At 47.2% G+C, this 18,719-nt stretch carries 19 protein-coding genes; 9 read left to right on the top strand and 10 right to left on the bottom strand.

Features of this window, described 5'->3' with window-relative positions; genetic code table 11:
• Window positions 1-19 precede the first annotated feature (19 nt).
• From psiE to P7M01_RS08965, 3 genes are all read right to left on the bottom strand, one after another.
• On the bottom strand, window positions 20-430 hold the full coding sequence (gene psiE, locus P7M01_RS08955) for a phosphate-starvation-inducible protein PsiE (protein WP_202936187.1): 411 nt from the start codon (window positions 428-430) through the stop codon (window positions 20-22).
• Between the two features lie 16 nt (window positions 431-446).
• Window positions 447-1,493: a lipopolysaccharide heptosyltransferase II gene (gene waaF, locus P7M01_RS08960; protein WP_317476909.1), complete on the bottom strand. Its 1,047-nt coding sequence runs from the start codon at window positions 1,491-1,493 to the stop codon at window positions 447-449.
• A gap of 107 nt (window positions 1,494-1,600) precedes the next feature.
• Window positions 1,601-2,284 (bottom strand): 2,3-diphosphoglycerate-dependent phosphoglycerate mutase, encoded by a 684-nt coding sequence (locus tag P7M01_RS08965; RefSeq protein WP_317475673.1) that lies wholly within the window; start codon window positions 2,282-2,284, stop codon window positions 1,601-1,603.
• A 153-nt stretch (window positions 2,285-2,437) separates the two neighbouring features.
• On the opposite strand from P7M01_RS08965, the gene envC reads away from it, so the two are divergent.
• From envC to P7M01_RS08980, 3 genes are read left to right on the top strand one after another with little or no spacing between them, the layout of a single operon-like run.
• Window positions 2,438-3,658 (top strand): murein hydrolase activator EnvC, encoded by a 1,221-nt coding sequence (envC, locus tag P7M01_RS08970; RefSeq protein ID WP_317476908.1) that lies wholly within the window; start codon window positions 2,438-2,440, stop codon window positions 3,656-3,658.
• Window positions 3,658-4,542 (top strand): divergent polysaccharide deacetylase family protein, encoded by an 885-nt coding sequence (locus P7M01_RS08975; RefSeq protein WP_394853438.1) that lies wholly within the window; start codon window positions 3,658-3,660, stop codon window positions 4,540-4,542. Before envC ends, P7M01_RS08975 begins: the two co-directional genes overlap by 1 nt.
• A gap of 29 nt (window positions 4,543-4,571) precedes the next feature.
• The gene (locus tag P7M01_RS08980; RefSeq protein WP_317483098.1) at window positions 4,572-5,078 is read left to right on the top strand and encodes a DUF2301 domain-containing membrane protein; all 507 of its coding nucleotides are present in this window, start codon (window positions 4,572-4,574) and stop codon (window positions 5,076-5,078) included.
• Between the two features lie 90 nt (window positions 5,079-5,168).
• Here the strand turns inward: P7M01_RS08980 and P7M01_RS08985 are convergent, their stop codons facing one another.
• From P7M01_RS08985 to gloA2, 5 genes are all read right to left on the bottom strand, one after another.
• Window positions 5,169-5,798: a tellurite resistance TerB family protein gene (locus P7M01_RS08985; protein WP_317483099.1), complete on the bottom strand. Its 630-nt coding sequence runs from the start codon at window positions 5,796-5,798 to the stop codon at window positions 5,169-5,171.
• Between the two features lie 205 nt (window positions 5,799-6,003).
• Window positions 6,004-6,741, bottom strand: coding sequence for a pyruvate formate lyase 1-activating protein (pflA, locus tag P7M01_RS08990; protein WP_317476904.1), 738 nt, complete (start codon window positions 6,739-6,741; stop codon window positions 6,004-6,006).
• Between the two features lie 78 nt (window positions 6,742-6,819).
• Window positions 6,820-7,950 carry a DNA-processing protein DprA gene (gene dprA / locus P7M01_RS08995; protein ID WP_317483100.1) on the bottom strand — a complete coding sequence of 377 codons (1,131 nt, stop codon included), beginning with the start codon at window positions 7,948-7,950 and terminating at the stop codon, window positions 6,820-6,822.
• A 122-nt stretch (window positions 7,951-8,072) separates the two neighbouring features.
• Window positions 8,073-8,954, bottom strand: a complete 882-nt coding sequence (gene ilvY, locus P7M01_RS09000; protein ID WP_317476902.1) for an HTH-type transcriptional activator IlvY — start codon at window positions 8,952-8,954, stop codon at window positions 8,073-8,075.
• Between the two features lie 9 nt (window positions 8,955-8,963).
• A complete protein-coding gene (gene gloA2, locus P7M01_RS09005) occupies window positions 8,964-9,356 on the bottom strand; it encodes an SMU1112c/YaeR family gloxylase I-like metalloprotein (protein WP_317483101.1) in 393 nt (130 codons plus the stop codon).
• A 117-nt stretch (window positions 9,357-9,473) separates the two neighbouring features.
• On the opposite strand from gloA2, the gene ilvC reads away from it, so the two are divergent.
• The 5 genes from ilvC to P7M01_RS09030 all read left to right on the top strand — a co-directional run bounded on the left by ilvC (window position 9,474) and on the right by P7M01_RS09030 (window position 13,894).
• Complete coding sequence (ilvC, locus tag P7M01_RS09010; RefSeq protein WP_202936196.1) at window positions 9,474-10,955, top strand: ketol-acid reductoisomerase; 1,482 nt, start codon at window positions 9,474-9,476, stop codon at window positions 10,953-10,955.
• Between the two features lie 96 nt (window positions 10,956-11,051).
• Window positions 11,052-11,792 (top strand): 5'/3'-nucleotidase SurE, encoded by a 741-nt coding sequence (surE, locus tag P7M01_RS09015; RefSeq protein WP_202936197.1) that lies wholly within the window; start codon window positions 11,052-11,054, stop codon window positions 11,790-11,792.
• A gap of 35 nt (window positions 11,793-11,827) precedes the next feature.
• Window positions 11,828-12,403, top strand: a complete 576-nt coding sequence (locus tag P7M01_RS09020) for a YqaA family protein (protein WP_317482263.1) — start codon at window positions 11,828-11,830, stop codon at window positions 12,401-12,403.
• Window positions 12,404-12,413: 10 nt separating this feature from the next.
• Complete coding sequence (locus P7M01_RS09025) at window positions 12,414-12,602, top strand: membrane lipoprotein lipid attachment site-containing protein (protein WP_202936199.1); 189 nt, start codon at window positions 12,414-12,416, stop codon at window positions 12,600-12,602.
• 17 nt (window positions 12,603-12,619) lie between these two features.
• A complete protein-coding gene (locus P7M01_RS09030) occupies window positions 12,620-13,894 on the top strand; it encodes a peptidoglycan DD-metalloendopeptidase family protein (RefSeq protein ID WP_317483102.1) in 1,275 nt (424 codons plus the stop codon).
• Window positions 13,895-14,015: 121 nt separating this feature from the next.
• Here P7M01_RS09030 and P7M01_RS09035 read toward each other — a convergent pair whose 3' ends face one another.
• Window positions 14,016-16,052, bottom strand: coding sequence for a BCCT family transporter (locus P7M01_RS09035; RefSeq protein WP_317479865.1), 2,037 nt, complete (start codon window positions 16,050-16,052; stop codon window positions 14,016-14,018).
• A gap of 431 nt (window positions 16,053-16,483) precedes the next feature.
• Here P7M01_RS09035 and P7M01_RS09040 point away from each other — a divergent pair, with 431 nt between their 5' ends.
• Window positions 16,484-17,524 carry a Gfo/Idh/MocA family oxidoreductase gene (locus tag P7M01_RS09040; protein WP_317483103.1) on the top strand — a complete coding sequence of 347 codons (1,041 nt, stop codon included), beginning with the start codon at window positions 16,484-16,486 and terminating at the stop codon, window positions 17,522-17,524.
• Window positions 17,525-17,639: 115 nt separating this feature from the next.
• Here the strand turns inward: P7M01_RS09040 and P7M01_RS09045 are convergent, their stop codons facing one another.
• Window positions 17,640-18,542 (bottom strand): urea transporter, encoded by a 903-nt coding sequence (locus P7M01_RS09045; RefSeq protein WP_317483104.1) that lies wholly within the window; start codon window positions 18,540-18,542, stop codon window positions 17,640-17,642.
• Window positions 18,543-18,719: the final 177 nt, after the last annotated feature.

Below are 18,719 nucleotides of genomic sequence, written 5' to 3' on the forward strand. Positions count from 1 at the left end.
TTTCCGGGCAAAAGTGCGGTCAAAAATTCTTGAGTTTATCGGAATACAACACCAAACAGAGCGCAATCACCATAATCAGAATCGCGCCTGCGAATAAAATCGTGTTCAGCGCACTTTCGTGATCCACGATAATCAAACGCAGCATCGCCGTAATCCCGGTATAAATAAAATAACGCAACGGAAAATGGTAGCCGCTTTTAAAATACTGAGAAATCAAGCCCAAAAAACCGAAATACAGAAAAAACATCACGATCTGTTCCGCCAAATAATAAGGCACCGCAAGGCTGTCCGTAAACACAATGGCGCACAATCCAAGAGTGATTTTTATCAGCGCAATCACTAAAATCAAGGCTAAAATGATCAATGACGAACTTAATGTAGTGCGCAGGATTTTCGTCACCATATCCGGCACTTTGTCTAATACTTCCATGATAATTCTTATTCCTTTATTCTTTAGCCAGCAAGGTTTCCAGTTTCTCCATCACCATTGCCGGCGTGATATCAATCAGACTCTGATGATAACCTTCCGCGCTGTCCGATCCTTTACGGATTTTAATTAAACCACCTTCAATCAAACGGATGATGACCGCTTTATCCGATAAAGGCGGCGTATATTGCGGGCTGGTCGGGCCGTAAACCGCCACCAGCGGTCTGTTTACCGCTGCGGAAATATGCATTAACCCGCTGTCGTTGGTAACCATAGCCGTGCAATCGCGGATTAAATCCACCGCTTCGTTTAACTGGGTTTGTCCCGCCAGATTGATGCAATAGCGACGCAATGTTTCAGGCAGGCTCGAACGAATTTGTTCCCCGGCGTCCGTATCTTTGGCAGAACCGAACAACCGAATGCTGTAGCCTTTTTCAATCAGCATTTCCGCCAGTTTGGCATAATGATAATGCGGCCAGCGTTTGGCCGGTCCGAATTCGGCGCCGGGACAAAAACCGATAGCCGGACGATTTTCCGCCAATTCAAACTGCGTGGAGAATTTTTCTTTGTTTTTTTCTACCGCACTTTGTTGAACGGTTAAGTAAGGCGTCGGAATCGGCAATTTATCCGCCGCCGGAATGGCGCCTTTTTCATAGGCCAAGGCCACGTAACGTTGCACCATCATCGGATAATCGTTTTTGTTGGCGCGTAAATCGTTCAGGAAAAAATAGCGGGATTCGCCTTTCCAACCGCGTCGCACGGCAATTTTGGCGAAAAACGGAATAAATGCGGATTTCAGCGAATTCGGCAGTACAATCGCCATATCATATTGATTACGCAGAGATTTTCCGATTCGATAACGTTCCCTTAAATTAAACGCGCCGTGTCCGATCGGCATGGTAAGCGATTTGCGCACCTCAGGCATGCGATCCAACAAAGGTTTACTCCAATTCGGCGCCAATACGTCAATTTGGCAATCGGGATATTGGGTTTTCAGGGCTTGATACAAACTGTGCGACATCATCATGTCGCCGACCCACGACGGGGCGATAATCAGAATATTCATAATATTAAAAGTGCGGGTAAAATTTCGCTTATTTTACCCGCACTTTTGCCATTTCAAAAGCGATAAAAAACGCCGCAGTAAATGCAGCGTTTTTTATTCGGACGAAATTAAAGATAACGTTTGCTGATGACTTTCAGGTTATCGTCCAATTCGTATACTAACGGTTGACCGGTCGGGATTTCCAAGCCCATGATGTCTTCGTCGGAAATGCCTTCGATGTGTTTTGCCAATGCGCGTAACGAGTTACCGTGCGCCGCCACTAACACGCGTTTGCCCGCTTTGATCGCCGGTGCGATTTGGTCTTCCCAGAACGGCAAAACGCGATCCAACGTTACTTTCAGGTTTTCGCAATCCGGAACCACATCCGCCGGCAGATGGGCGTAACGACGGTCGTTATGCGCGGAGTGCGGATCTTTCGGATCCAACACCGGCGGCAATACGTCGTATGAACGGCGCCAGATACGGACTTGCTCGTCGCCGTGTTCAGCCGCCGCTTCCGCTTTGTTCAGGCCTTGTAAACCGCCGTAGTGACGTTCGTTTAAACGCCAGGTTTTGATTTGCGGCACCCATAATTGGTCGGATTCTTCCAACACTAGATTACAGGTTTTAATCGCACGGGTTAATACGGAAGTGAATGCGATGTCGAATTCAAAACCAGCGGCTTTTAATTTGCGGCCCGCTTCTTTGGCTTCTTCCACACCTTTTTCGCTTAAGTTAACGTCTCTCCAGCCGGTGAAAAGGTTTAACGCATTCCATTCGCTTAAACCGTGACGAATAAATACTAATTGCATGAGGAACTCCTATTAAGTTAATGAATCTGTTATTTGTCGTACGTTATAGCAAAAAACGGGTGGATTTAAAAGTGAAAAGCGAATGTTTTCTGATCTTTCGCAAAAATAATGGTATATTTATGCGCACGTTATTATTCATAGGAATTTGTTTGAATGTTGTGCTTTTTGCCGTTTAAAAAAACTGTCAAAAATTTGACCGCACTTTTCTGCGGCGGCATGCTTTTGTCATTTTCCGCGCAGGCGGCGGATTTAAACCAAATTCAAAGCCAAATCAAACAGCAGGAACAGAAAATCGCCACGCAAAAACGCGAACAAAACAAACTGCAATCCAGCTTAAAAACTCAGGAAAATCAGATTAACGATATTGTGGGATCGCTGCGCGAAACGGAAGCCGATCTGAAAGAAACCAATAAAATCATTGCGGATACCAATAAACAAATCAAACTGCTGGAACAACAGGAGCGCCAGCAAAAACTTAAGTTAGCCAAACAACTGGATGCGGTTTACCGTTCCGGCAATCCGAATTCCGTTATTGAACACTTGCTGTCCGACGACGCAAAAAACAACGATCGCATGATGGTATATTCCAAACATGTGAATAAAACCCGGCTGGCGTTAATCGACAAACTTAAAGCGACGCGCGCTCAGCTGGACGAACAAAAAAATTATCTGGCGCAACAGCAAGCCGATCAACAGCAGCAGTTATCCGAACAAAAAAAGCAACAGCAGGCGTTACAAAAAGCCCGTAACGAACGCCAAAGCACCTTGACGCAGTTAAATAAAACCCTGGAGCGCGATCAAAACAAACTGGAAACGCTGAAAGCGAACGAAAATGCCTTGCGGGCGGAAATCAACCGCGCGGCGCTGGCGGCTCAGCAACAGGAAAAACAGGAACGGGAGCAGCTGGCGCAGAAAAAACAGGCGGAAGAAAAGCGCACCAATAAAACCTATCAGCCAACGGCGCAGGAAAAACAACTTATGCGTTCCGGCGCCGGTTTAAGCGGCAAATATCCGTTCCCGGTGGCAGGCAAAATTTTGCATCAATTCGGTTCGACTCAGGCGGGCGAAGTCAAGTGGAAAGGGATCGTTATCGCCGCCGGTACGGGAGCTGCGGTCAGAGCCATTGCCGGCGGGCGCGTTATTTTAGCCAACTGGCTGGCGGGTTACGGTCAGGTGGTGGTAATCGACCACGGCAAAGGCGATATGTCGTTGTACGGTTACAATCAGGCGGTTTTCGTGCGTTCCGGTTCGCTGGTTAATGCCGGACAACAAATCGCCGAAGTAGGCAACAGCGGCGGACAAGGGCGTTCGTCACTGTATTTTGAAATCCGCCGCCAAGGTAACGCGGTGAATCCGATGAACTGGTTGCGTTGATGAACCGTTTTCCGCAGAGCGAATGCTGTAAAAGTGCGGTCAAAAAAATGATCGTTTTTTTGACCGCACTTTTATCCTTGCCGGCTCCGGCGCAATCGGAGCAGTTTACCGCCGCACAGCCGAATAAGCTTGCCATCGTGATTGATGACATGGGTTATCGTCCGCAAGAGGATGCTCAAATTCTCGCCATGCCGAAAGCGGTTTCGGTGGCGATTATTCCCGCTGCGCCCTATGCGGCTCAGCGTAACCGACAGGCGCAGCAGCAGGGACGGGATATTTTAATTCACATGCCGATGCAATCCGTCAGTAATATGAAAATTGAAGAAGGCGGATTGTCCCTCGGCATGTCGAAACAAGAAGTGGAACAACGGCTGCAGCAAGCCGAACAGATTGTCAGCCACGCTATCGGAATGAATAATCATATGGGCAGCGCCGCCACCGCCGATACGCCTTTAATGACTCATTTAATGCGCGTTTTACATCAGCGGGGCTTGTTTTTTCTGGACAGTCGTACCATCGGCAAAAGCGTTGCCGCTAAAATCGGCAGACAGGAAGGCGTGAGCGTTCTGGAACGCCACGTTTTTCTGGACGACAGTGATAATTTCGGCGATATCCAGCATCAATTTCAATTGGCGCTACAACATGCCCGTAAGCACGGAGTGGCTATTGTCATCGGTCATCCGCGTAAAAATACCATTGCGGTGTTACAGGCCGGATTACGGCATTTACCGGCGGATATCCAATTGGTCGGTATGGGACAATTGTGGCGTCACGAAAAAATCACGCCGCCGAAACCGTATATTTTGCTGTTCAGCGATTTACCGGCGCCTACTTCGCACGCTCCGTTTAAATACGAGCCTTTGTTACGCGGCGTGCCGGAATAATTAACGCAATAAGCGGAAAAGGAGGAAAAATGGCTGATCCGCACATTCAATCTCCCATGGATTTTCTGGATAAACTCACGGTTTGTCTTTATCGCTCGGGGTTTATCGTAGCGGCTTGCGCCGTTGGTCTGTTGCCGTATTCACCGCAAGTGGGTTATTTCGGTTTATTGGTCGCCGCCACATTGTGCGCGTCGTCATTACATATTTATCTCAAACCCTTCCGTCTGCTGTTACAAATGGCGACCTGGATCGCGTTGTTGTGCCACGCTTTCGGACAGCCGGAACTGGCGCTCGGCGGCGTTTTACTTACTCTTGGTGGCTTAGCGTTTAAAGAATATTTTTGCTTTCGGGTTTGGGCGTTAAATTTTATGCCGTTTTTTGCGGCGTTGCTTTGGCTGTGCACCGTGGTATCGTTTCCGCTGCCGCAAAAAATACTCAGTGCGGTCTGCGCGCTGTTATTTGCCGTTTTATTTGTACAAAAAATCAAAATGCCGCTGCATTTTGATGTCGGCGATAAAAGCAAATATCAGGTTTAAAAAGGACTAAAAAACTTGATGAATAAAGGCCGAATCCCGTGTTGAACAGGATTCGGCCCTTTTCGTTAATTTGCACGTTTAGCGGCGGAATTAAAAACCTGCACGTTTTTCCAATTCTTCCACCAACTGATCATCTAAACCGAGAGCTTGCGCCAGTTTGGACAAAAACACGATTTCTTTGCGATCCAATTCCTTGCACACAACGCGCGCCGCCAAATAAACCTGTGCGGCCAATGCGGCGTCATTGCCCACTTGCGCGGCAATTTGTTCCGGCGTTGCCGGCGAATTGATCGCCTGTTCCAGCCATTGTTGCACGTCAGCATCATTATTGGCTTCATTTAAAATCGCCTGTTTTTCTTCTTCGCTAATCGCGCCGTCCGCCGCGGCCGCCGCAATCATTGCCTGTAAAATGACCTGGCCGGCATCGGAACTTTTTGCGCTTTCGGCGAAATTGGTTTCTTCAACCTGCGGCGCTTGCCCTTGTTTGGCCTGGTAAGATTGATAAGCCTGATAAGCCAGGCTGCCTAATGCGGCGAGCGATCCCAATTTGGTTAAACTTGCGCCGCCGCTGCGACCTAAAATCATGGACAAAATTCCGATAGCCGCCGCGCCGCCGCCCGCTTTGGTAATTTTATCCATCGTGCTGTTACCGCTCATGGTTTTGCTGACTTGCTGTTGAGCGGTAGTAAAAACTTGATTCAGAATTTTGTTGAAATCCATAGGGTTCTCCAATAAATAGCTAGTTAACGATTGCCAAATTTAGACCGTTTGATCGCGGCTTGGTTCAATATGCCGCCGTATGTTTTATCATTTTGGGGACTTCCAATCGCCGGCGGGAAGAATAATTCAAAAAGTGCGGGCAAAAAAGGGAACGTTTTTTTGTTCCCTTTCATGCGAAATGTCGTTTGTGACGACATCGGAAAATTTAGTATTTTACTTCGTGTCCGTAACTTTCAAGCAAGGCTTTGATATGTTCCATGGATTCTTTTGTCGGCGGTTTCACTTCTTCAAGTTGATATTTATCGCCCAACACCGCCCATTTGTGGGCGCCCAAACGGTGATAAGGCAATAATTCGATTTTTTCGACATTTTTCATGTTTTGGGTAAATTTCCCCAAAAGGTGCAAATCTTCGTCATTATCCGTGTAACCCGGCACGACAACATGGCGGATCCAGGTGCGCTGGTTGCGCTTTTCCAGATATTTGGCAAAATCCAGCACCCGTTTGTTCGGCACGCCGATCAGGCTTTGATGCACGCGGTCGTTCATTTCTTTCAAATCGAGCAATACCAAATCGGTTACGTCTAACAAATCGTCGATAAATTCATAATGACGCACGAATCCGTTGGTATCCAGACAGGTGTCGATGCCTTCCTTTTTGCAGGCGCGGAACCATTCGAGCACGAATTCCGGCTGCAAAATCGCCTCTCCGCCCGACGCCGTGACGCCGCCGCCGGATGCGCGCATGAAAGGTTTATAAGTCACGACTTCTTTCATCAGTTCTTCCACGCTGATTTCCTTTCCGCCGTGCAAATCCCAGGTATCGCGATTGTGGCAGTATTGACAGCGCATCAAACAGCCCTGTAAAAATAAGATAAAACGGATACCGGGCCCGTCCACCGTGCCGCAGGATTCAAATGAATGATATCTTCCTAAAACAGACATAAATAAGCGTTCCTTTCTGACTAAATAGCCGTGATATTGTATCAGAAAGTGCGGGCGATTTTTTCATAATTTTTATTTTTACCATTGGCGGCGATATCCGCCGTCTTCGCATAAAATCAAATCCTGCAATTCGAGATCCAACAGCTGAATCAGCAGTTCGTCCACATTTAATCCAGTTCGGGTCGCCAATTCGTCCACACTGATTAAATTATGACCGATCAAATTGAATAAATCGGGGTGTCGCGGATCCGCATAACGGGCGGAAGGCGGGCGCGGATTCGGGCAAGGCACGGTCGCTTTCAGGACGTCTTTCACATCCTGAATTTGCATATTGGTAAAACCGTAATAGGGAATGTTTTCAATAACGTCTTTGGCGTTTTCCACCAGCATTGCCCCTTGCTTGATTAATTTGTGGCAACCTGTGCTGAAATCGTTGTTGAGATTCCCCGGAATGGCGAACACTTCGCGGTTTTGTTCCAGCGCGAAACGGGCCGTAATCAGCGAACCGCTGCGCTCGGAAGCCTCCACTACCAACGTGGCAAGAGAAAGCCCGCTGATGATTCGATTACGACGGGGAAAATTGGCGGGAACCGGCGGTTGATCGGGAATAAATTCCGTCACCAAGGTGCCGCCGGTTGCCAGAATGGCTTGAGCCAGCGATCGATTTACGGCGGGATAAATCTGGTTCAAGCCGTTTCCTAACACCGCGATGGTTTTGCCTTGCACATCCACCGCCGCCCGATGACTGTGCGCGTCAATGCCTTTCGCCAGTCCGCTGGTTACGGCGAAACCGGCGGTACAAAATTCCGTGGCAAAGTATTTCGCCCAATAACTGCCGTAATCGCTGCAATAACGACTGCCCACGATGGCGATTTGAGGATGCGCCAGCAAATCCGCATTACCCTGCACAAACAGCACGGGCGGCGAACTTTCGATTTGTTTTAACAAATAAGGGTAATCCAGATGGAAACAGTGAATAATCTGATTACCGCTTTTTTGCCCCCATTCCAGCGCGGGGTCGATATATTTGCGTTCCGGTTTAAACCAACGTTTAATCTGATGCATCGTCCAGCCGATGGCGTAAAAGGCGTCGGCATCGTAAGACAGCAGCGTGTTTAAATCGATGGCGGTAAGAATCTGACTGACGGTGCTGGCGCCCAGTCGGGGCACTTGAAGTAAGCGCAATAAGGTTTCCGCATATTTATCCATAAAATTGCCCGCACTTTTTGCTGATATGAAATGATAATGTGAATTTTGGCTGCGAAGAGTATGAAAGTGCGGGAGATTTTCGCCAAGTTTTTGCGATGGAATCCGGAATGCGGATCACAAAATTAATCTGGCAAACATTGCCAGAAGGCGCGGATCAGCGGGAGTTCGAGACTTTTTTTCTGTACGCAAACGCCCAATTCAAAGGGCGCGACGGGCGTATCGAAGGTTAACGAAGAAATTTGGGTATTCATCGGGCTGTTTTTAATCACTACGTCCGGCAACAGCGCCAAGCCGCAGCCCAGCGCGACCATCGGCACGATGCCTTCGTGGCCGGAAACCGTCGCATAAATTTTCGGATGTTTGATTTTTTTCCGGCGGAACCATTGATCAATCCGTTGTCGCACCGGCCCTTCTACCGGCAGAATAAACGGCATTTCCTGCCAGTTTACCGGTTCTTGCTGCAATAATTGCGTCGCCGGGCAGGCAACCCGGGGCGCAATCAGCGAAAGGGAAACCTGATCAATCGGGTGAAAAACCACGGCATTCGGCAGGTTTAAAGGTTTCCCCGCCAAAGCGAGATCCGCTTGCTGGCTCTGCACCAACTGAATGGCGGAGGCGGCGTCGCCGGTGGTGAGCTGAATTTCCACTTTCGGATAACGCAGCCGAAAATTTTTCAGTACTTGCGGCAAGTGACTATAAGCCGCGGTGACCGAACAGAACAATTTGAGTTCGCCCGATAATTCCGCCGAATTTGATCGCAGCTGACTTTGGAAGTTCTGCCAATCCGCCCGGCTCCTTTTGGCAAATTGCGCGAATTGCTCGCCTAATTCCGTCAGCTGCACCTGGCGATTATCACGCAAAAACAAAACGCCGCCCAATTCTTCCTCCATTCGCTGAATCTGACGGGACAGCGTGGAAGGCGACATATGACTTTGCATGGCCGTTTTGCTGAAATTGCGGGTTTCCAGCAGTTGTAAGAACAGGGAAAGATCGTTGAAATTCATGGATATTTCCTAGATTTGGTAGAGTTCTAACGGTAATTCGTCGGGATCTTTAAAAAACGTAAATTGTTTACCGGTTAATTCGTCAATCCGAATCGGTTCGCATTCCAGCTGATTTTCTTGCAAAAAATCTACCGCACTTTGTACGTTTTGCACGCGAAACGCCAGATGGCGCAATCCGCAGGCTTCCGGCCGATTCAGACGAGCGGGCGCGGCGGGAAAACTGAACAGTTCGATCTGCGAACCGTCGGCGAAAGCGAGATCCAGTTTGTAACTTTGACGCGCTTCGCGATAAGTTTCGGCCAATATTCGGGCGCCGAGAATTTGCGTATAAAACCGTTTGGACGTTTCATAATCGGAAACAATAATGGCGACATGGTGAAAACCAAGAATCGATGCGGACATAACAGCCTCTTTTGGTTGCGTGAATTGCAATAATAGATTCCAATAATATCAATTTACGCAATATAAAAAAAGCGTATAATCCTTTGCATACTTAGTCCAGCACAAAAGGAAAACACAATGTCTAATTACTTTAACACTTTAAATTTACGCGAAAAGCTTGATCAACTGGGGCGTTGCCGTTTTATGGAACGCAGCGAATTTTCTGACGGTTGCAATTTCTTAAAAGGTAAAAAAATCGTGATTGTCGGCTGTGGCGCACAAGGCTTAAACCAAGGTTTAAATATGCGCGATTCCGGTCTGGACATCAGCTATGCCTTGCGTAAAGCAGCGATCGAAGAAAAACGCGCTTCATTCCAACGCGCGACGGAAAACGGTTTTAAAGTGGGAACATACGAAGAATTAATCCCGACCGCCGATTTGGTCATCAACTTAACGCCGGATAAACAACATTCAAAAGTTGTGGCCGATGTGATGCCGTTAATGAAACAAGGCGCGGCATTCGGTTATTCTCACGGTTTCAACATCGTTGAAGTGGGAGAACAAATCCGTGAAGATATTACCGTTGTAATGTCCGCACCGAAATGCCCGGGTACCGAAGTGCGTGAAGAATACAAACGCGGTTTCGGCGTACCTACATTAATCGCCGTTCACCCGGCGAATGACCCGAAAGGCGAAGGCATGGCGATTGCAAAAGCTTGGGCTTCCGCAACCGGCGGCGATCGTGCGGGCGTGTTGGAATCTTCATTCGTTGCGGAAGTGAAATCCGATTTAATGGGCGAACAAACCATTCTTTGTGGCATGTTGCAAGCGGGTTCGATCGTGTGCTACGACAAATTGATCGCAGACGGTAAAGATCCGGCTTACGCGGGTAAATTAATTCAATACGGTTGGGAAACCATTACGGAAGCCTTAAAACAAGGCGGTATCACTTTAATGATGGATCGTCTTTCCAATGCGGCGAAACTGCGCGCGTTCGAACTTTCAGAACAGATTAAAGAAAAATTGGGCTTCTTATACCTGAAACACATGGACGACATCATCAGCGGCGAATTCTCCCGCGTGATGATGGAAGACTGGGCAAACGGCGATAAAGACTTATTAGCGTGGCGTGAAGCGACCGGTAAAACCGCTTTCGAAAACGCACCGAAAGCCGACGGTATTAAAATCTCCGAACAGGAATATTTCGATAACGGCGTGTTAATGGTAGCAATGGTGAAAGCCGGCGTAGAAATGGCGTTCGACGCTATGGTGGCAAGCGGTATTTATGAAGAATCCGCCTATTACGAATCTTTGCACGAATTACCGTTAATCGCGAATACCATCGCCCGTAAACGTTTATATGAAATGAACGTGGTAATTTCCGATACGGCGGAATACGGCAACTACTTGTTCTCCAATGTTGCTACTCCGATTCTGGCTAAAGAAATTATCCCGACTTTACAAAAAGGTGACTTGGGCGAACCGACTCCGGCGGTAGAAATCGATAACGTGACTTTACGCGACGTTAACGATGAAATCCGTAATCATCCGGTTGAATTAATCGGTTTGGAATTACGCGGCTATATGACGGATATGAAACGCATTTCATCTCAAGGTTAATTGCCGTTAATCGGAATCATATGCTAAAACCCGGCGAAAGCCGGGTTTTTTATTGTTATAATAATGCGGTGATTAATAAGGAAAAGGATTACCTGAATGAATATCTTACTTTCAAACGACGATGGTTACCATGCGGAAGGCATTCAAATATTGGCCGCTTATTTGCGTAAATTTGCCAACGTTGTCATTGTGGCGCCGGATCGCAACCGTAGCGCGGCATCAAGTTCGCTCACGCTGGTAGAACCGTTGCGTCCCCGCCAACTGGATAATGACGATTATTGTATTAACGGCACTCCCGCCGATTGCGTACATTTGGCGTTGAACGGTTTTTTATCGGGACGGATTGATTTGGTGGTGTCCGGGATTAATGCTGGCGTAAATTTGGGAGACGATACCCTTTATTCCGGCACGGTGGCCGCCGCCTTGGAAGGACGCCATTTAGGTCTACCGGCTATTGCGGTGTCATTGGACGGGCGCCGGCACTACGAAAGTGCGGCGAAAATTGTGTGCGATTTAATTCCTAAATTACACGGGCAACTGCTAAAAAGTCGTGAAATTTTGAATATTAACGTCCCGGATTTGCCTTATGAAGAAATCAAAGGCGTGAAAGTTTGTCGCTTGGGCCATCGCGCTTCCGCCGCCGAAGTGATTAAACAGACGGATCCGCGCGGTGAAGCCATTTATTGGATTGGTCTGGCCGGGCTGGCGGAGGATGAAGATGAGGGAACGGACTTCCATGCGGTGCAACACGGTTATGTGTCGATTACGCCGATTCAGCCGGATATGACGGCGCACCATTCACTTCAAGCTTTACAAACTTGGTTAGAACAGGAATAATACAACATTTATTTTTATGACTGAAAGGAAAGCTTATGAATTTTTTTGGGGCAATGTACGATAAAACCATGGAATGGTCTAAGCATCGTCTGGCGGCGTATTGGTTAGCGTTCGTAAGTTTTATCGAAGCGATTTTCTTCCCTATTCCGCCGGATGTCATGTTGATTCCAATGGCAATGACTAAGCCCCAAAGTGCGGTCAGATTTGCGTTAATTTGTACCGCGGCCTCGGTTATCGGCGGGATGGTCGGCTATTCCATCGGTTATTATGCTTTTGATTTAGTTCAACAATATATCGTGAAATGGGGTTATCAGACTCAATGGGATAAGGCGATTTCATGGTTTAAGGAATGGGGCGTTCTGGTTGTTTTTGTCGCCGGTTTTTCACCGATTCCCTATAAAGTTTTCACTATCGCCGCCGGCGTAATGCAAATGGCGTTTATCCCTTTTGTTCTCACGGCAGCGGTTTCCCGTGCCGCCCGTTTCGTATTGATTGCAAAATTAGCGGCGTGGGGCGGAACTAAATTCGCAGATAAATTGCGCCGTTCGATTGAAGTGATCGGCTGGTCGGTGGTAGCCTTAGCCGTCATTGCCTATTTAGTTTTAAAATAAAGGAAATAAAATGAAAAAAATCATTTTTTTGTTGTCTATGATGGCAGCTTTAACGGCTTGTTCATCTGAAGCGCCCAACGACGATCCTAATGCATTGCCTGACGGTATTATGCAACCGGTGGCGGGAACGGGGGCGATGGACGGCGGTGGTTTTATGCCGGTAGTTGAACAAAGTAATATGCCTGATAATATGAAATAATTCCCAAGGAAAGCGAAATGAAGAAATCCTTTTTATTGTTACCTCTTGCCGCTGCCGTATTGGCGGGATGTTCCTCGTCTACGCCGGCGCCGGTGGATAGTGTGGACGGTACGTTATCTCCGTCAATCCCACAACCGGTCGACGGTTCCTCAAACAGCACGTGGGAACCGCAAGTTCAACAAAGTACCATGCCTGAAAATATGAATAATCCGGTTGCGACTCAACCGGTGGCGAATCAAACGGGGACGTTGTCGACGGCCTCTAGCGCACCGGCCGCTACAACAACCGCGGTTCAACCGACCTTCCAACAAACGCAGTCGCAACCTGCAATGACGACTAAAACCGTGTGTAAAACCGTTGAAGTGCCGGCGGCCGGCAGTAAAGCGACCAATCAAAGTCAAACCGTAGAAATTCCGCGTAACGCCACAACCAACGCGCCGGATTATAGTAAAATCAATAAAGGTTTCTACAAAGCAACGGAATATACAGTGAAAAAAGGCGACACCATGTTTTTGATCGCTTATATTGCCGGTATTGACGTGAAGGAGCTGGCGGCATTAAACGGAATGTCGGAACCTTATAATCTGAAAGTCGGACAAACCTTAAAAGTGTCTAACGGTAGCGCGGCAGCCGCGACGACCACTCAACAGCAATGTACCGAAGTTCAGGTACCGGCTGAACCGAAAGTGTCTTATACCGCAGGACCGAACGGTACTCAATATGGTTCGGACGGCACGATAACCGGTCCGGTTAAAGCTTCGACAGGTACGGTTGCACCGACGACAGGTGCGGCGAGTACGGGCGGAACGAGTGGCGGAGTGATTGCCGGCGTCGGCACCGCGGGAGCGACAACAGGCGGCATCGTGGCGGGAACCGGCACATCAGGTTATTCTTCGGGCGCAACCGTTGCCCCGGCTTCAAATCTGAAATGGCAATGGCCGACTACCGGTAGAATTACACAAGGCTTCTCAGCCGGTGACGGCGGAAACAAAGGTATCGATATCGGCGGCTCGAAAGGACAGGCCGTTTACGCCGCAGCACCGGGACGTGTCGTTTACGCCGGTAACGCTTTGCGCGGTTACGGTAACCTGATTATCATCAAACACGACGATGATTTCTTAAGCGCTTACGCCCATAATGATAGCATTTCCGTTAGCGACCAGCAGGAAGTTAAAGCCGGTCAGCAAATTGCAACAATGGGGAACAGCGGAACCAACAGCGTAAAACTCCACTTTGAAATTCGTTACAAAGGTAAATCGGTGGATCCGACGCGTTATTTGCCGCGTCGTTAAATGCGAAGGCTGTAAGATCAAAAGTGCGGTGAAAAACATTAAAATTTTTCACCGCACTTTATTTATCCCCCACATAAAACCGTTGGTTTTATTTCGGTTAAAGTAAACGATTCGGCGCGATTTATTGCCCAGAACCCGTTGATTCGCCTATGTTTTCTACGTCTGCCGTCATAAGATCGTGGCTGTCGTCCATGGCAAGATTCATGAAGCGTTCATATTGTTTTAATACGTCGGCGATTAACTCGTCTTTGGTCATATATTGCACGTCATAACCCTGGCGGCCGTCAAAGAAATAAGTAATCGGTTCGTAAATTTTGCTTTCTTCTATATTCGGTACGTTGCTGTCTTCCACCACTAAATCGGATAATTCGCGGGATTGACATTCGATACCGTAGAGGAAGTTACGCAGGTTTTCTTTGATCACTTCAAATTCGATTTTCGGATTTTTGCCGTTAATAAAATTCATCTGTGCCGTTAAGCCGTGACTTTCAAATTCTTCCACCAGTTCGTTAAACGCCGGACGGGCAATTTTGGTGAGGAAACGGCGAATATCTTTACGATTGGTCGGGTTAACAATTTTTTCCAGCCGCGTTTTCCAGTCTCCGCTGGTCCAGGAGGCGCTTCCTTGCGAAAACGTTTTACTGGAATATTGGCTGTCTACCATTAAGCCTTTCCATAAGCCGAAACACAAGGCGATCATAATTGCCATGAACGGTAACGCGATAATTAACGTCATCGTTTGCAGCGAAGCCAGACCGCCGGAATACAATAAAGACAGACCCAATACCGCCAGCAAAATCCCCCATAATATGGTTTGCCATTTCGGCGCTTTTTCTTCGCCTTGTGAGGCGATACAGTTCAAGACGAAAATTCCCGAATCCGCCGACGTCACAAAGAAAATGGAAATCACCATGAGCGCAACCACGGAAGCGACAATACTGAACGGCAATTGGTCGAAAAAGCCGAATAATAGCGCTTCGGTATTGTTGCTGATGGCGGCTAAAGCGCCGTTTGTTTGCTGATCTATCCAGATTGCGGATTCGCCGAAGCTGGTCATCCACAAAATATTGAATAAAGATGGCACAAACAATACGCCTAAAATAAATTCACGAATAGTTCTGCCTTTAGAAATTTTGGCGATGAACATGCCGACAAACGGCGCCCAGGATGCCCACCATGACCAGTACAGAATCGTCCAATTACTCAACCAGCCTTGGTTTTCCGGTTCGTAGGCAAAGGTGCGGAAACTGAGTTCTAATAATGAACTGAAGTAATAGCCCAAATTTTCCGTTAGGCCCGAGAACAATAACAGCGTCGGTCCCGCGATAATCACGAAAACCAATAACAAACCGGCGAGTAACAGATTGATTTCACTAAGTATTTTTACGCCTCTGCCGACGCCGGAAATGGCGGAAGTGATGGCTAACGCCATGGCGACACTCACGATCATTATTAATACGCCAAAGCTATTGCTGTCCAACAAACCAAGGTTGTTAAAGCCTGCTTTGACCTGCATGGCGCCATAACCTAAGGTGGTGGTTAAACCGAAAATAGTACTGCATAACGCCACCACATCAATCGCATGCCCTCCAAAGCCGGAAATGCGATTCTTCATTAAAGGATAAAATCCCGAACGCACGGTTAACGGCAATTTATAACGGAAACCGAAATAGGCCAGTGCCAGAGCAATCACGGCATAAATGGCCCACGCATGGATCCCCCAATGATAAAAAGTCATCATCATCGCGTCTTTCATGCGTTCCGCTTCACTAAGCCCTTGTCTCAAGGGTTTTAAATAATGCAATATGGGTTCCGCCACCCCGAAATACATCAAACCGATCCCCATTCCGGCGGCAAATAACATCGCAATCCAGGAGGGAAAGGAAAACTCGGGTTCGTCCGTATCGGCGCCCAAACGAATACTGCCTAAACTACTGACACACAAAAACATCAAAAACAGAAAGAATATGGAGCCGGCCAAAATGTAAAACCAGCTAAAATTGGCAAAAACGGACTGCTTAATCGCATTCAATGTGGTTTGCGCCTGTTCGGGAAAAATCGAACAAAAGGTGGCGATTAATATGACAAAAATCACCGTCGGCACAAAAATCGGGGCTTTCAGGGTGGTTGTAGCACGAAGTTGTTGTAATACGCTCACGATATTCTCCAAATATAACAATCATTAGCCATACGGCTAAACAAAATAAAAATCACGTTGTAATGCCAATTAATAAAAAAATCTACGATTTTTTGACCGCACTTTTACGGTTAATTAATCACTTAAAAATCAAGCTGAAAGTTCATGTTAGCGGCACCCTATCAGATAGGGAATTTGATGCGGGATAGCAGGAAGCAACCCATCTAAATTGACAGCGGAAAAGCTGATTGAATAAGCGTTGAGCGCAATTTACCATGTAGCATAAAAGGCATTTTTCAACGCTCAGGTGATAGGCATGCTACATAAAAATCCTTTATCTGTCAAACCGTAATCGTTTTTTGAAAGCCGACTGACATAAAAATACTGTAAGTCGCGTGATTAATGACTATAATCCGATCAAGCCAATAGAAACCAGCCAGAAAGAAATTTCTATGAAAAAACTAAATGTCGCCATTGCCGGCAGCGGTTATTCCGCCCGTTTATTTCACGTACCGTTTTTTAAAGCCGATCCGCGTTTTAATATTAAGAAATTTTTTGAACGCAACACGGAACGCGGCAAAGAATGGGTGGATAATGTAGAAATCGTGCACGATTACGCCCAATTGTTTACGCCCGATATTGACTTGGTCGTTATTACCACGCCGAACCAAACCCATTATGACATGGTGAAAGCCGCACTGACGGCGGGCAAACATGTTCTGGTGGAAAAGCCGTTGGTGGCGACTTCGTCGGAAGCCATGGAATTGGCAAAGCTCGCCCAAAAACAAAAGGTCGTGCTTTATGTTTATCAAAACCGCCGCTGGGACAGCCATATTTTGGCGGCGCAGCGGATTTTATCCGAAGGATTAATTGGGGAGCCGGTAGATTGCGAAATCCGCATTGAACGTTTTTCCAAAACGAAGAATCCGAAAGTCTGGAAAGAAACGGGCGACGCCGGCACCGGTTTGGTATACGATTTAGGCGTGCATTTGATTGATCAGGCCGTTCATTTATTCGGCAAACCGCAAGCGGTTTTTGCGGATATTCGTTATCAACACGAAGGCGCGCTGGTTGACGATAATTTCGACATTCATCTTTATTACGAAGGCGGGTTAAAAGTGTCCGCCATGGCAAGCAAATACGCGCGCGAACCGGCGCCGGCCTTTTCGTTGCACGGAAAACTGGGTTCTTATGTCAAACAGGGCGTCGATATTCAGGAAGCGCAACTTGCCAAAGGTGTTGCGCCGATCGGAGATTGGTATCGGGAAGCGGAAGAATTGTGGGGCGTTTTGCATACCGAAATCGAAGGCGAAATTGTGCGTAAACCTTATCCTAATGTTAAGGGCAGTTATCAGGGGCTGATTGATAATTTATACGATGCCGTCGCAAACGGCGCCGCTTTGGCGGTTACCGCGGAACAAGCCGCTTTTGTTTTGCACATTATTGAAAAAGCCTTCGAAAGCGCCCGCCAAGGCAAAAAAATGACATTATAAGATCATAAATTCCGTCAAAGTGCGGTCAAAAAATCGATAGTTTTTTTAGCTTTGAACGGACATTCGGGCTGATTAGCACGATTCGCCGGAAAATCTCATCAGCCCGGATTTGACTTTACGGATTCATAATTTGATTAAACCGTTTGTTTTCTATGCCCGATTTTTCCACTATGTTTTTAATCAACAGGATAATCCAGCTGGCGACGATAAACCCGATTGTGTAGGCCGCCAGCCCCGTTTGGGCGACGGCGTAATGAACGACCACCGCCAATATTACGCCGCCAATCACATAACAAAAATTCGAGAACTTCGGACCGGCAAAAGCGCAGGCGACCAGAATGGCGGAAAAACTGTAAATGCCGTTAGCGAGCGTATTGAGATCTACATTGAAACACTGATATGCCAGTAACGCGCTAATCGGTGCAACGGCCATGCCCCACATTGCCGCCATCGGCGAACTGACCGCAATAGCGATAAACAGTAAAATTCCGGTCATCAAACTGGAACCGAAATTGATTTCGGCCCAGGCATAAAAGGCTTCACCGATGGAATGAATCGTATCGGTATAATCCATTAACCGCGGCGTCGTCTGACTTAATCCGAAGAGATGAAATTTTGCGACGGCCCAGCAAAAGATCCAGCAAGTCCCCACAAACGGAAAGGTATAAGCGACTTTGCCCGCCTTAATAAATGCGCGCATAATCAACGTAGCGGTTATCGAAGCGACAACGCCCAATCCCCAGACCAGCGGGATTGCGGAATCTACCAGACCAAAAGTAAACAATACGCACATGAAAGCCAGGCTGCCGTTAAAGCCATATAATCCCTGATTAATTTGTTCTTGGGGGAAACCGGCCGATTTCGCGGTTAATGTGCCGATGAGCGCACCCAGAAAACAGCTGACACCCAACGTCCAGTGGCTGAAAAACATCGCGATAATGATAAGCAAGCCCGACAAACCGTTTTCCTGGAGAAAAATTTGTCCGATTCCTACAAAAGTCGTTTTGATTAATTTCATAATATTTTCCTCGTTCATATTTGAACGCATTATAAAAACAATCGTTTGCTTAACACAAACTCGTAAAAAGATTTTATCTAAATAATTCCGATTTTTATAAAATATATCCAATGTTTTTGCGTTATCATGAAAAATATCTAATAATTTTAACATAAAGCTGAATTTTTTCATTTTTGA

Source organism: Exercitatus varius, assembly GCF_029577735.1.
Classification (GTDB): domain Bacteria; phylum Pseudomonadota; class Gammaproteobacteria; order Enterobacterales; family Pasteurellaceae; genus Exercitatus; species Exercitatus varius.